This window comes from Methanolobus sp. ZRKC4, assembly GCF_045291305.1.
In the GTDB taxonomy this organism is placed as follows: Archaea; Halobacteriota; Methanosarcinia; order Methanosarcinales; family Methanosarcinaceae; genus Methanolobus.
In genome coordinates this window covers 2,087,355-2,101,225 of sequence record NZ_CP146983.1, presented here as the reverse complement: position 1 = coordinate 2,101,225, position 13,871 = coordinate 2,087,355, and the positions used below count along the sequence as shown (strand labels likewise).

Here is a 13,871-nt window from a genome sequence, read left to right as displayed (position 1 = left end):
CCCGGGCAGAAGCAGCCAAGGAAACATTCCAACGTGCCGAGCGGAAAGAAAAAGAGATGCGCACACGCCTTCAACACGAAGTAACGGCACTGGAGTCTGCGACCAGTAAATACTCTCAAGCTCTTGAAGAACAATTTAATCGCAGAACTGAGATTCTGAGACTTCGAGTGCATGTGAAAGATAATATCCTTTATTATATACAGGCTATTTGGGACCAGGAACCACCAGACCAGCGCTTTTTTAGACTCTACCAACTTAAAGTCCCAGACATTAAGTATACTCCTGGAATTAAATCCGCACCTAGTGAAATAGATGTTTGGGTGGGCGGTAAAAAAAAGCAATTCATAATCGATTTAAGTATTCCTGCACAAATTGACGTTAATTATAAGAGCTTAATAGAAGTCGCAGACCTTGACAACTTGCTTGGTTACAAAGGAAATTACATGATCTTTCCACTTAAACGAAATAATCCCGTGACCCTCTATATGATGCAGGACTATATGGACCTGCAAGAAACAGCACAGCTATGGGATCCAGATGAAGCAGGCAATTACACTATAGATGAATTAAAACAATTAATTCGATGTTATTTTGAGATAAATCCAGGTGCTTTTACAGAGGACGTAAGGAACAAATATAGGGATTTGCTAATTAAGCGCCTCATGGACCCCCATCGTGACAAAGAAATCGTTATCGCACCGACAGATTCCCTATATATCGAGGCGTTACCAGGCAAGCATCCAATTCTCGAGGATTTCAAGCTTATCCATCGGGTCGTTGATGTTAAAAAGGCACAATCTGAAGTGCGTCACGAAGAACTGGAGAATATTCGTCTGGCAGCCAGGGTAGTTAAAGGTGAATTTGATGACCCGGACGTGGAGAAGAAGATTGTTATTGAAAAGGATACAGACGTTAGTGTCTCGACGGAGTCCTAAGTTGAATATGGATGGTTTTCCATGGCAAATCCTCCAAACTATTCACAGTTGAGTTCTCGTGGTACTGCAACCACGAGTACGACTCCGAATTCACGATTAAATGTACGTCCTCATACAGTATTTCGTTATCGGGGTATGAAAAGGGAGTCGGTACAGCGACTTGACAGTTATGCAGCCTCCCTGCGGCAAGGGATGCAAGCCAGCGTAAGAACAATGTCCAATAGCCAACTTTTGGACGAAGCTAAGCTGCTGAACACTCGTCTTTTTGAATCAAAAGAAGAAATTGGTCCACAGGAAAAAGAAGCTATTGCAGAAACCTTGATATTAATGCGACAAGAGCTTGCGTATCGTATTCAAAAGGCTGCAGAACACCAAAAAACGACTCAACCGGTCCTTGAGCATATTAAATGGGAGGGTAAAGGCGGGCATGTCAATGATATCTACCCATTTTTCATGGTTGATTATTGGTCGACCTTTGTAAAAACAAAGTCGCAGTCCAAGTTCATCCTTCCGAAGTCTGCTGAAATCGCCAAATGGACGAATACAAAACTAATAGAAGAAGCAGAAGGACTCAATAATATTTTTCTGAAGTATCTAACGGCGAAAGAAAAAACGAAAAAGGATATAGGGCCGATTGCGGATACATTAATCGTCATGCACAATGATATGGATCGGCGGATTGGGGAGGCAACGAGAAAGCAAATGAAGTTCCTCCCCATTCTCAGAGGAGTTACCTGGCTTAGCGAAAATCTTGCAGGAATTGCAGAAGGGGTTTCCCCGTTTTCAATGATCGATATCTGGAGCTTGTACAAAAGTCCCAAGCAACGACCGAAAAGTCTTGTGAAACGATATGCTTTTGGAGATGAAGTAATAGAGGGGGATGTCCCTCCAAAACCAAAGAAATGTATAGTCCCTACAAGAATTACAGAGAAGAAGGCGGCAGATAGAGCGCGAAAAGCAATTGATATTGCTACTCTCCCGGTGAACTTCAAGGGTGAACTGTGGTATTATTGCATACTATATCGGATGAATAAACGCAATGCTGATATGTGGTGGATGGACCAAAATGCGTTTTTTGCAGCAGGCATTTTTGAAAAAAATTTGTTGATAGACTTGAAGTTAAGGATTGAAAAAGATGCAACAGTTAAGATTACTAAGATAGGGAGTTATACACTTTCAAATAAGCAGATAACAAAACTGAACAAAATTGATAAAGATTGGGCACGAAAAATTGTATACCCTGAAGAATTCGGCATGACTAAGCATAAAGCCGATTTGGAGTGTATAAAGCTTGCAAAAGTGTTAGCTAAACCTGAACTGGACAAATATTGGGTCCGGCATTTGAAAAATAGAAACGCCACTAGAGAATTACTAAAAATAATAAGAGACTCATGGTGCGATGACAGGATTATCTTGACTAAATTAAGTGAACTTCGCAAGAAAATAGATGATGCATTTTCACAGATGAAGACAATTGAAAATAGTGTGCCTAATTGTGATACTTCATCTACGGCGCCCTATCTTACAAGGAAAATTTGTAGTAGATGGAAAAAAGCGGTAGATGATAATAATTCCTTTCTCAACTGTAAAAAAAAATATGGGGATAAATGATAAGGAGCATATGTCGTGGCTAATCGGGTAGTGGGAGTATTTCTACCCGACTACTTTTAACCCGAATTTGAGTTGCGAAAGCTGGTGTGAAGGATCAGAGATTTAAGCGAAAGTATCTTTTACTGATTTCGTAGCTGAGAAAAAGATTCAGGGTGAAACATGGGAAAGGCCTGAAATGTCTATTGTCTGGCAAATTCAGTCGATGATAATTGGATTAGCAAAGGCCATATTGCATCTTGTCTGAATATTGATGATTTGCACAAAGCCGGAAATTTTATTCTTCAATGGCATTGCCATGTCAATAAATTTCCTATTCATTCTCTTGGTTATACTATGCGAAATACCCCTTGCCGGTATCAGTCCAATTTCATGCACATACGGGAAAATATAAACAATATTCATCCCGCATGTACAATTCAGAGTGCTGTGCATATACGCCATATTCAGCACGAACACACCGAACATCAGTCACTTAGAATCAGCCAATTGTTTTATGTCTTTTATTGGTAACTATTCAGCCTGATAAAAACGCTATCAATAACAATCTTGACAAAAAGTTGAAACGTAAATTTCATTAGAATCATTTATTTTGATTGTTGCTATTGATTGCTTTTTTGATTGTTAGATTGTTAGTGAGCAGACATCTCTATTTCGATGAAATCAGTACCAATAGGCAAATCGTGCCAGGCTGAATAGTTACCTTTTATTTAAAATTTCTCACAATCATTCGCAATTCCTCACAATCATTCGCAATTCCTCAAAATCAGTTTCAGAAAGAGGATCCTTGTTCAATTTTTGTTCATTCCAAAGTCCACTCAGTTTTATTTTTTCCTTGGGAGAATGATTGCCTAACCAGTTCACAGAGGGTTTGCATTCAGTACAGAGTGAGAGCGTAGAGATTAACTTTGACTCTAACTCCATTCGTTTGTCTTTATCTGTAACTTCAAATACCACAAAGGAGAAGTTATCCCGGATATATTGGGCAACTTTTTTTTCGGTACTGGCTAGTTTAGCGAAATCGATGCGGTCAGAATGTTTAGCCTTATCCTTTTTTGTTTTGAGCTTGATGTACCATTGTTCAAGAAATGGATCATTATCCTTATTCAAGAGTGCTCTACCGATATGCCCCTGAAATATACTATCATCTTTATTCTCTTTAATAAAATGCTGTCTGAGCCTTATTCTTAGTCTATCATCACCGTTATGTGTGCCTACACGAACTATCCTGTCTGTATTATGTCCAAGCTCACCTTTTTCAAACAGTATATAAATCCCGTTATTCGGAATCCTGTTTATATCAAAGGGGTAACTAATTCTTTCAAGCTCACCAAATAACTGGTGTAGCCTGCCACATTCATCGTTTATTGTTGACATGTTCTTTTAGATATTGTAACTGTTCGCTTATTCTCATCCCTTCTAAGGGAATCTCATACTTTGATATTTGAGGCAACTGGTATTTCCTGTATTTGTCACCTGTAAGAAGCACAAAATCATCATTCTTGATTGCAGTAGTCTTTTTCAATTGAGATAAAACACTTTTGCCCAGTTTTTGATTTCACCCGTACCCATGTTGTTCAAGTTATGATTATAAGACCCTATCTCATCTTCAAGATTCAACAGGCAATGCCTGGCAGACTAAATGAATATCTGGTCTGCATTCATGGACACGGCATACTACAGATTGTATTTGAAAAGGTGTTTACACACAAATCTTCAGGCCTTGCCTATGTTCCAGCTTTTTGCTGACGCATGATATGAGTATATTCTTTGCCATTTTCAACAGTCCATATAATGATCCAATCCAAAAATATTTTTTAAATATTATTGTAACAATTGGTGATATTTGAATAAATACTACTAAAACAGTACTGTAGAATCAGGTAGTTATCCTCTTATACAACAAAGGAAGACGCTCAGGAAGCGATCTTGCATCATCTATTATCGTATAACCCACATCAGAGAATATATTATCAAGATACTTTCCAGGATTGGAATCCACTGTAATGCAGAAGAAATTTATTCCCTGGGCATTTCCTTCCCTTATTGCAATTCTGGTGTCTTCTTCGGCAACACTTCCTTTGTAAGCACTTTCTCCTCTTGAAGTGTCGAAGGGTTCACCATCTGAAAGCAGTATAAGCATCTTTGTTTTAGCGTCGATTTTTTCCAGTTTTTTTATAGAATGACGAATGGCGGGACCAAGTCTTGTGTTGGATACCGGCTCCAGAAGACTTATCCTGCGTGCAACGTTTTCAGATAGTTCCTCCTCAAATTCCTTTATTACAAAGTATTCAACATCATCCCTTGTCTGGCCGGAAAATGCGTAGATTGCGTACTTGTCACCAATGCTTTCAAGGGCTTGTATCATAATTGTAAGTGAGTCCTTTTCCACATCTATAATACTCTTTCCTTCATACCCCACCATTTTTCGGGTAGAATAACTGACGTCTATAAGAAAAAGAGTTGCAACGTCCCTTTCGTGCTTGTCCCATCTGAGGTAAAGCCTGTCATCGGGATTAATCCCGCACTTTTTCTGTATCAGGGCATCGATGAAAGCATCGATGTCAATCTCAGTACCGTCTGTCTGCTCCTTCATCCTGCGGAATGTCTCCGGTTTCATCCTGTTGAATGCACGCTTAATCAGGGCTATCTCATTCCTATAATGCTGTGATGCATTTTCATAATAATCACTGGACATACCACTTGGCTCTATCTCATTTACCGTACACCAGTCAGCTTTATAATCATTAATAACGGCATCCCATTCGTCATAACTGTAACTGCCGAGTAGCTTCCAGTTCTTGTCCGTAACATAAGTAGACTGGCGTTTGACTTTTTCCTCTTTTGGTCTTTCCTGTTCTGCAGTCAGTTCCACTTCACTTTCAGGAATGAAATTCTTGATAATATTCTCGTGTGACCTGGAAGAAAGAGGATCCTTCTTCCCATATGCTCCGATACCCACTCCACGATAGTCGATATTCTTCAGTATTTCATACTCTATTTGGCTTAGTGGGCCCAGTTGCTCATCAAGCATGATATATATCTTGAAAGTAATATCAAGGGAATCAAGAATAGTCGATCTTTTTCGGAATATCCTGTTTTTCAGCAGAGTCCTTGTCCTGTCTAGCAGGCTCTCTATATCTGCATTTATACTATAAACAGGCTCATGGCCGGTTGAGATCCACAAAAGTATTTCCATAAACTCTTCAAGTTTTCCGTTTTGGACAGGTCTGGCCAGAAGCATCTGGTGTCTTATTCTCTCAAGATCCGAGCGAACTCCCCTATAATGCTCCATTATCCTGTACTCGACTCTTGCATCTTCCAGGATTCCCAGTATGGTGCCTGCCAGTGCTTCGTTGGGATAAAGGGCTATAATATCGGATATATCAACGATGCCTTCGGGTTGCAATCCTGAAAGATAAGTTCCCTTCTTTCTGGTCGTATATCTTCTTTTTATATCTGCTATCATTCCGGCTGCATCTTCAAGGCTTATAGCATGGGAACTAAACTGTACGTGACCGACTTCATGCATAATGCTCAGCTTGTATACCTTGAAGTTATCCTCAAAATCACCGTATTTCTTTATCCGGGGTGTAAGGTAGATAGTCTTACCTGCGACCACGGGATTGATTGCATCGGGTTCTTCATCCATCTGTATCATTTGTCGGGAAAGGATATTGAAATTAACACCTGATAATCCAAGAGCATAATATCTGAGGACACTGGCAACCTCATTGAGTGCTGCTGACCCTGTCAGTTTTTCAATAAATTCTTTTGAGCTTTTGGACTTAAGGGAAAAGTAAGGTCTTCCAAGTGGAGGATTATCTTCAAAGATACCTATACCGTTCAAGGCCCACTCTTCAAGCTCACTGACTTCCAGATTCTTTAGGAGAGGGGCCGAATAGGTAAAATAATCGATTGCCAGGTCCTTATCCTGGTCATAAATCTTAATTCCGGTACCTGCCCATTTCCTTATATTTTCAGATTCTGTATTCTTGGTTGCGTCGGGAAGATTTTCAAAAAATATACCTGCAAGCAGCCAGTCTTTATCAAGCAGCATACGTGCTGTTCTGAGAAGTTCGCCATGATATGTTGAACTGCTCTTTTTAAGAAAACTGAGAAAATTATTGTGATAATTTCTTTCAAAGAACCTGGATTCTATAAGTTCAAGCAGCTCTTCTTCTGTGGGATCGGTCTGTTCTGCTATATCCTTTGACAAGATGTTTCTTCACTCCACGATGGCATTGATTATTTCTTCGATACTTTTCTGCAAGTCAAGATTATCCGTAATCGCCCTTGTAATGGCTATCCAGCAGGCTTCTCTTAATAAAGAACATTTAGCTATCATGCCGTTGATCCCCCTGCTTATACTGATAAAATTTGTTCTTACTTCGTAACTATTCAGCCTAGCTCACTTCCACCAAGCTGATTTCTTCATCCACGATCAATTCTGCAACTTTGGAACAAATGAATTGCCATAAAATATTGCACTAATTGCATCGATAACAGATTCAGAATTCTTATTAACAGTAGACACGTATCCTCTTATACGGCAGAAATTTTTTGCACCCTGTTTACTGCGGAAAGTACCTGATATCTTCTGCTGTACTTTCGTCATTCTGATATCTCTTTCAGCCTGATTGTTATCAAACGGAACGTTTTGGTCGTACATAAATCGCAAGATATCCTCTTTATGGCCAATAAACCTATCCAGCAAATTCTTTACCGTGGTCTGCTTCTTACGTCCTCGTTTTTTAGACCGCACATTTGATTCCGGATCAGGAGGATTTTCATTCACTCCTAAACAAGTTATGTGATCATAATCCTCACTGAACCTTTGAATTAGCTCAGTATCTAAAAGATCATTATCAACATGATGTTTAATGCATATCAAGAGATCACTCATTATCTTTGGCCACTGTTGATCCCTGTTTTCGGAAGCTCCAGTTAACTCTCGTAATAAATGTGCATTACATAATGAATGTTGACATTCATATTTGTTGTACGGTTTCCAAAAATCATGTGTTGCAACACCAGTGTAACCTGGTAATATGCCCATAGCATCCATTGCTTCTGAGCCCCTTTTGCGATGTGCAAAATAATAGGTCAGTTTGTCTGTACCTGCCACATGAAGCCAATTACGAACTGCATTTATTCTCATTCCTGTTTCATCCAGATTGATGACAGGAGATTCTTTCAGGAGATGTTTCACTGTATTTTCAAAAGCTCCAAGCTTCTCAAAACAACTACGTTCCGTGTTCACCAAAGTAGCAGGACTTATCTTGCATCCCAAAATATCAGAGAACAACTTGGTAACACGCTGATAAGGAAGTAATTGGTAAGTGTGCAAATAAACTGCAAATGACTTAACTCGATGACCGTATTGAGTCGGCTGAGTTACACCATCTGGAAAAAGAGCTTTGTTTACATGAGAACATTTGGGACATGTTTTAATCTCGCAACGATGTTCAATGCAATTGATAGTTATAGGAGGAATGTCAAAGACCTGTCTTCTTTCATAGTCAGAGGGAACAGAAGCTAACGATCTCCCACAATTGACGCATTGATTAACAGGATGAACAATAACTTCATCCGGATCATCATTTATTCTTAATGTAGTACCAGGATGACCGTTTTGACCACCTACATGCTTATTGGTCTTTTTTCTTTGACTTTTAACGGTTGGTTTATTCCGTGCATAAGAATCAGTAGAAGGTGGTTTGCTACTGTTGCGACTATTCTTTTCAAGCATTTCTTCCAAATGCCTGACACGCTCTTCAAGTTGTGCAATTTGGAGAGATTGATGTTCAATTATCCCAAGTAATCGAGTTACAAGTTCTACTACTGCTTCTGGACCAGCTTCATAAACTGCAAGTATTTCTTCGCGGTCTATACAAATCCCCTCAGATTGATAGACGTTTTTTATGATATTTTACTGAATATTTTTTAACACATAGAATGAAGCCATAGTATATTGTTTTTTGCATCATTAAAACAGTTAGGCTGAATAGTTACCTTACTTCTTTATATAACTGTGCAGGGAGAAAAACAAAAAAGAATGGAAGAGTAGGTTCTAACTTAATTTGTTCGACATGTTATTTGGAATGAAATTTGTCTAGAAGTCCCCTGAGATTATTGCTTTGTGATAAGCCATTGCCAGATTCCTATTAACAAAATCAATAGCTTCCTGTTCAGAATCAACCATTCTCACCGTGACCTGTCCATTTTGGAAAAAATTCATTTCTCTGAGTCCGATCTTTACCACTACCAGTCCAAGATTCTCTGAATATTTTCCATCAAGATATTTTGCTATCAAAGGAAGGTCCGGTTTTTCATCAAGATGTGCGATGATTCTCAATTTCCATGAATCTGCTATGCATGGAAGAACTTTCTCGATATGTTCGACTCTCATTTTTTGTCCTTCTTCCTGTCAATGACAAGGTATTTTAAAATTTATTGAAACGATTATACTTAAATATCTCGCAACCATTGTAGAAAAGGCAGTTCAGTTTATTATAAAAAAGGTGATAGGAAATGCACTTTGGTCTTGGTATCGATGCCGGTGGAACATATACAGATGCAGTACTTCTTAGAGGCTCAGACGGGACTATTGTGGATTCAAAAAAGGCTTTTACAACGTATCCTGATCTGCAGAAAGGTATAAAGAACGTTCTTGATTCACTTGACCAGGAACTTCTGAAGGATGTGAATCTGGTGTCCGTTTCGACCACTCTTTCAACCAATTCCCTTCTTGAAGGTACGGGAAAGGCTGTTGGTCTTATAATTGTAGGAGAGGAACCGGCACAAACAGAATTTCCATCGCAGTATATTCTATGTGCTTCCGGGGGACATGATACCAGAGGCGATGAAGTCTGTGAACTCGATCTTTCTTCAATAGAGGAATTTATTCTCAGTACAAAGACAAAGGTTTCAGCATATGCTGTTTCAGCTTATTTCGGTGTTCGTAATCCTGATCATGAGATTAAAGTTAAAGAACTCATCACGAAAATGACCGGAATGCCGGTTGTCTGTGGGTATGAACTCTCTCAGGAACTGGGTGCTTATGAGCGAGCTGTGACTGCTGTACTGAATGCACAGTTGATACCTATCACATACCAGTTCGTTAACTCGGTTATCAGGGATATCCGTGCAAGAGGTATCGATGCCCGCCTTCTGATGCTCAAGTGTGACGGTTCTGTCTATAATATCGAAGATGCTCTTGAACGACCGATTGAGACTATTTTTTCCGGACCTGCTGCAAGTCTTTTAGGTGCTTCTTATCTCTCAAAGATGGACACATGTGCGGTAATTGATATCGGAGGAACCAGTACCGATGTTTCCATGCTGTATAATGGTGTACCTGAAATAAGTACATCGGGAGCTGTTGTTGGTGGCTGGAAGACCCGTGTAAGAGCTATGAAGATGGAAACATCTGCAACCGGAGGAGACAGTCATATCTGGGTTACGGACGGACGGGTAAGAATAGGTCCCAGAAGAGTGATTCCACTTTGTGTTGCATCAAAGACATATCCTGATCTTATTAGCAAACTTAAAAGGAGCAGGATTATTTCAAGAGGTATCATGGATGAGAATTTCCAGCCGACCAAATTCTTTGTCAGGACTGGTTACGAAGCTTTGGATATTGATAATGATGAAAGAGCAGTGCTTGATCTTATGAGATCAGAGCCTGTTTCAGCACTTGAGATGTCAGATGTACTGAACAGGAACACATCCACAAAAGTGCTCGACTCACTTGTAAAAAAGCGTCTTATACAGGGAATTGGTTTCACTCCGACTGATGCACTGCATGTTCTTGGTGTATACACAAAATGGGGTGTGAATGCTGCGGAGATCGGAGCACTTAATCTCTCAAGATATGTTCAGAAGGGTAAATATGATTTCTGTGCCTATGTAAGGGAACTCATAGCGAAGAACATAGCAGCTGATCTTATGTCCTATATACTGCCACACCATCCGGATGAAGTGATAGCAGACCTGCTGAGTCATGAATATCCTGCAAAATTCAAGGTAGAGTTGCCAGTGGTATTGCTGGGGGGTCCTGCACAGGCATACGACAGTGAACTCAGATCCCTTATCGAAGCAGATGTGGCGGTTCCTGAGTTTGCAGATGTTGGAAATGCAGTTGGTGCTCTTGCAGGTAAAGGCGTGAAGAGAATCGAAATTTCGATTATGCCGGCTTCCATTGAGAATCCGGATGAGGATTTCCTGCTTTTCTCTCCGGTTGGCAGGGAACGTTTCCAGAGATATGCTGATGCAGTGGAATTCGCAACGAAGCTTGGAACCGAACTTGTGCTGGATTATGAGATGCGGTGTGGTATACTAAAAGAAGATACAAAGATCACTGTTTCTAAAAAGACTGTCTCACCCGAAAACTGGTCCCATCCTCCTCTGGAGACAAGGGTAATAGTTGTGGGCATAGGAAATCCTATGATGATTCTGAAAGACTAGGCGATAGTGCACTTTTTACTACGGGAAGTGTGATGTGCACTTTTGTTCCCACGTTTTCCATACTCTCTATCCACAGTTTTCCACCATGATCCTCGACTATTCTTTTACATATGTTCAATCCAATACCTGCTCCACCATATCTACGGGACAGGGAGCCATCAAGCTGATAAAAACTATCAAAGGTTTTCATTACCTTGGTTTGTGGTATTCCTATTCCGGTGTCTTCTATAACAATGTGGATGTCGCTTTTCTTCTTTGAGCCATAAATGGATATTCTTCCTTCAGATGGTGTGAATTTGAAAGCATTATCTATCAGGTGGATGAACAATTCGCTAAGGTAGTTCGAATCACCATTTACGAGATACAGTTCATCAGGTAACTTGTTCTCTATAATGAGGTTCTTATCCGTATTTTCTACAGAAATAACTGACAGGGCCTTCTCTATAATTGGTTTAATAGAAATATTACTGAAATCGTAAATATAATTTTTAGGCTCCAGTGCACTCATGAAAAGTAATGATTCTATCAAACGTTTCAATTGTCCGGAATTACTGCTAACTACATTCATTGCTTTCTTTTGTTCTTTATTAAGTGAACCCAGGCTTTCATCTCCAACCAGCTCACTGAATCCCATTATGGAAATGAGTGGTGTCTTAAGTTCATGGCTTATAGTCGAAAGGAAATTGCTCTTTAGTTCATCGAGGGAATGTAGTTCATCATTTGCCTTGCTAAGTTTAGAATTTATATCCCTTAGCTTCTGATTGTATGTTTTAAGTTCATCTTCTGATCTTTTGAGTAATATCATTCTGCCCATCATCTGAGTAATAAGGACAAACTGCCTGAGATCTGAAGCGGTGTATTCTCCTTCCTTGTTTGCAACAGCTGCAAATCCCACAACTTCATTTTCATTAAGTATTGGCACGGTAAGGTAAGACTCAATTGAAAGCTTTCTGCATAATGTAAATTCCGGTGAATTAATGTCATGTGAGGACCGGTTTAGTATCACTGGTTTTTTCACTTCAAGCAACATTGGCAAGAAACCCGTACTTTCAAGTAAAGAAACGAATATTTCCTTGTTGATATTATTCAGGAACAATATATCTTCAGGGTATGTATCTGTAGTATATTTTTCATTCTCTCCATCAAAAAGTACAACCATACCCATCTTGCTTTGTGTTAGTTTAATTCCTTCCTCAAGTGCAAAAGATTTTATCTCGTCAATCGAGGAGATGTTCATCAGGCTTAGTTCATGTAAAGTTTCAAGGCACGATTCGTCGAGCAATAAGGCTTCTTCAGTTCTTTTCAAGTTGGTCAGGTCATTGAGGATAAAAATAGCATTATTATTTGTTTTTGTAAAATAGAATGCAATCTGTCTTTCTGTTCCATCTTTGCAAGATACAATCCATTCGCCACTCATGCCTGTTTCCTGCTTTTTGGAAATCATCTCCCAATTATTACGAACAGTTTTCCGGTATTCACTATCTGGATAAACAGTTTCCCACCACTTATTCATGGTAGGTATGTCTTCTATTGTGTATCCCAGTATTTCTGTCAGTCTTTTATTTGCGTATTCAAAATATTCATTTGAATCCATTATAGCTATTGGCAAAGGAGAATTATCAATTATTTTCTTAAAATTATCTTCATTTTCTTTTAGAGCTCTTTCAGCATCCTTTATTTTTGTGATGTCGTGAGTTAATTCCAAGCGGACATCACGTCCATCCGGCCATTTAATGATTCTGTCAGAAATTATGTAATCTCTGCACGTAATGGGGTTATAATATTCCCATTGATGTGACTTGTTCTTATTTTCGAGTATTATCGGGTTTGTGCAGAAATTACATGGCTCTTCAAGTCTCTGGAGTTCTTTATAGCATTTCTTTCCAATAGGATTCTTATCCAATATTTCATTCAGGTATTTATTGACATAAAGTATTTCGTGAGTGTATGGGTCAGAAACATAGATTGGATTTTCGATACTATCAAAAACCGAAAGCAATTGTTTTCTTTCCATATCAAGATCTTTGGATATGGCTCTTTTTCGGAAGGCCATTCCCAGTATATTTGTGAAAGTTTTAAGGGTTTCAATATCTTTTTCGTCCCATTCTCCGGTTTCTTTTACATTATCAAAACCAATAAAACCTGCAAGTTCACCTTCTATTTTGAAAGGTAAAACAATAAGTGATTTAATGTCCTGTTCTTCGAGAAGTGCTTTTTCAGCTTTTGCTTCAGGAGGAAGTTCATTCAAGTCCCTGATGTGGATCGCTTCACCATTGCTGAGCTTAGCCATCCACCATGAGTATATTGATATTGGAAGTTCCTGAAGTATATCTTTCTGAGGCTTTACTCCGCTGGCGCACCATTCGTGTGTGTTACTAATTAGTTCAGAGTTTAGCTGTTGTTTAAATATGTAGGCACGGTCTGCATTACATAATTCTCCAAGCATTGACAGTGATTCTTCTATCTTCTCATCGAGTTTCTCTGAAAAAGTAAGCATGGAAGTAATTTGCAATAACGTGTTTTCAATTCCGTATTTGGTTAGAAGTATTCCATAAGAGTCTTTATTTTTTTTTATCTCAATTTCAAGCTTCCGTTCTAGCCCTGTTACTTTCATGCTGTGAACTATCATAGAACTAATCAGTAGTGAAAGGAAGGCGAACCATGCAATTTTGTCTTCTGATTCAAGTGTGTTTATATGAAACAACACTATGCCAATTAATATTAATATAAAAAAAGACACTAACAATATTTTCTTTTGAACTTTGTTGTTCATTTTATCACAATCATCAAATACTTAAATACAAATGCAGCTCCGACATTCTAATTATTTTATAAAATTCTTTTTCTTCTAGTATATAA

Annotated in this window: 10 protein-coding genes; 3 read left to right on the top strand and 7 right to left on the bottom strand. The window is 39.0% G+C overall.

All coding sequences use genetic code 11. From position 1 onward, the window contains the following. The first annotated feature begins 56 nt into the window (after positions 1 to 56). Together V7O67_RS10545 and V7O67_RS10540 are read left to right on the top strand one after the other, a co-directional pair. Positions 57 to 935: a hypothetical protein gene (locus tag V7O67_RS10545; protein WP_342304868.1), complete on the top strand. Its 879-nt coding sequence runs from the start codon at positions 57 to 59 to the stop codon at positions 933 to 935. Positions 936 to 956: 21 nt separating this feature from the next. After that, positions 957 to 2,546 (top strand): hypothetical protein, encoded by a 1,590-nt coding sequence (locus V7O67_RS10540; RefSeq protein WP_342304869.1) that lies wholly within the window; start codon positions 957 to 959, stop codon positions 2,544 to 2,546. Positions 2,547 to 3,269: 723 nt separating this feature from the next. Here the strand turns inward: V7O67_RS10540 and V7O67_RS10535 are convergent. From V7O67_RS10535 to V7O67_RS10510, 6 genes are all read right to left on the bottom strand, one after another. Further along, positions 3,270 to 3,920, bottom strand: a complete 651-nt coding sequence (locus V7O67_RS10535) for a hypothetical protein (RefSeq protein ID WP_342304871.1) — start codon at positions 3,918 to 3,920, stop codon at positions 3,270 to 3,272. After that, a complete protein-coding gene (locus tag V7O67_RS10530) occupies positions 3,901 to 4,092 on the bottom strand; it encodes a DUF6884 domain-containing protein (RefSeq protein ID WP_342306502.1) in 192 nt (63 codons plus the stop codon). Before V7O67_RS10530 ends, V7O67_RS10535 begins: the two co-directional genes overlap by 20 nt. Before the next feature lie 330 nt (positions 4,093 to 4,422). After that, on the bottom strand, positions 4,423 to 6,762 hold the full coding sequence (locus tag V7O67_RS10525; RefSeq protein ID WP_406669989.1) for a nitric oxide reductase activation protein NorD: 2,340 nt from the start codon (positions 6,760 to 6,762) through the stop codon (positions 4,423 to 4,425). Between the two features lie 9 nt (positions 6,763 to 6,771). Continuing rightward, positions 6,772 to 6,891: a CbbQ/NirQ/NorQ C-terminal domain-containing protein gene (locus V7O67_RS10520; protein ID WP_342304873.1), complete on the bottom strand. Its 120-nt coding sequence runs from the start codon at positions 6,889 to 6,891 to the stop codon at positions 6,772 to 6,774. Positions 6,892 to 6,987: 96 nt separating this feature from the next. Then, on the bottom strand, positions 6,988 to 8,436 hold the full coding sequence (gene tnpC, locus V7O67_RS10515; protein WP_406671409.1) for an IS66 family transposase: 1,449 nt from the start codon (positions 8,434 to 8,436) through the stop codon (positions 6,988 to 6,990). A gap of 222 nt (positions 8,437 to 8,658) precedes the next feature. Beyond that, a complete protein-coding gene (locus V7O67_RS10510) occupies positions 8,659 to 8,955 on the bottom strand; it encodes a hypothetical protein (RefSeq protein ID WP_342304874.1) in 297 nt (98 codons plus the stop codon). Positions 8,956 to 9,077: 122 nt separating this feature from the next. Between V7O67_RS10510 and V7O67_RS10505 the strand changes: the two genes are divergently transcribed. Next, the gene (locus tag V7O67_RS10505; RefSeq protein WP_342304875.1) at positions 9,078 to 11,012 is read left to right on the top strand and encodes a hydantoinase/oxoprolinase family protein; all 1,935 of its coding nucleotides are present in this window, start codon (positions 9,078 to 9,080) and stop codon (positions 11,010 to 11,012) included. Here V7O67_RS10505 and V7O67_RS10500 read toward each other — a convergent pair. Further along, complete coding sequence (locus V7O67_RS10500; RefSeq protein ID WP_406669988.1) at positions 10,990 to 13,509, bottom strand: ATP-binding protein; 2,520 nt, start codon at positions 13,507 to 13,509, stop codon at positions 10,990 to 10,992. The two genes, V7O67_RS10505 and V7O67_RS10500, sit on opposite strands and share 23 nt — an antisense overlap. Positions 13,510 to 13,871: the final 362 nt, after the last annotated feature.

Bases quoted from the DNA above. Each gene is read 5' to 3' on its own strand.
- V7O67_RS10500 (WP_406669988.1), bottom strand. From the start codon at position 13,509: ATGCTTACTTTTTCAGAGAAACTCGATGAGAAGATAGAAGAATCACTG.
- V7O67_RS10510 (WP_342304874.1), bottom strand. From the start codon at position 8,955: ATGAGAGTCGAACATATCGAGAAAGTTCTTCCATGCATAGCAGATTCA.
- V7O67_RS10545 (WP_342304868.1), top strand. From the start codon at position 57: ATGCGCACACGCCTTCAACACGAAGTAACGGCACTGGAGTCTGCGACC.
- V7O67_RS10535 (WP_342304871.1), bottom strand. From the start codon at position 3,920: ATGTCAACAATAAACGATGAATGTGGCAGGCTACACCAGTTATTTGGT.
- V7O67_RS10505 (WP_342304875.1), top strand. From the start codon at position 9,078: ATGCACTTTGGTCTTGGTATCGATGCCGGTGGAACATATACAGATGCA.
- V7O67_RS10520 (WP_342304873.1), bottom strand. From the start codon at position 6,891: ATGATAGCTAAATGTTCTTTATTAAGAGAAGCCTGCTGGATAGCCATT.
- V7O67_RS10540 (WP_342304869.1), top strand. From the start codon at position 957: ATGGCAAATCCTCCAAACTATTCACAGTTGAGTTCTCGTGGTACTGCA.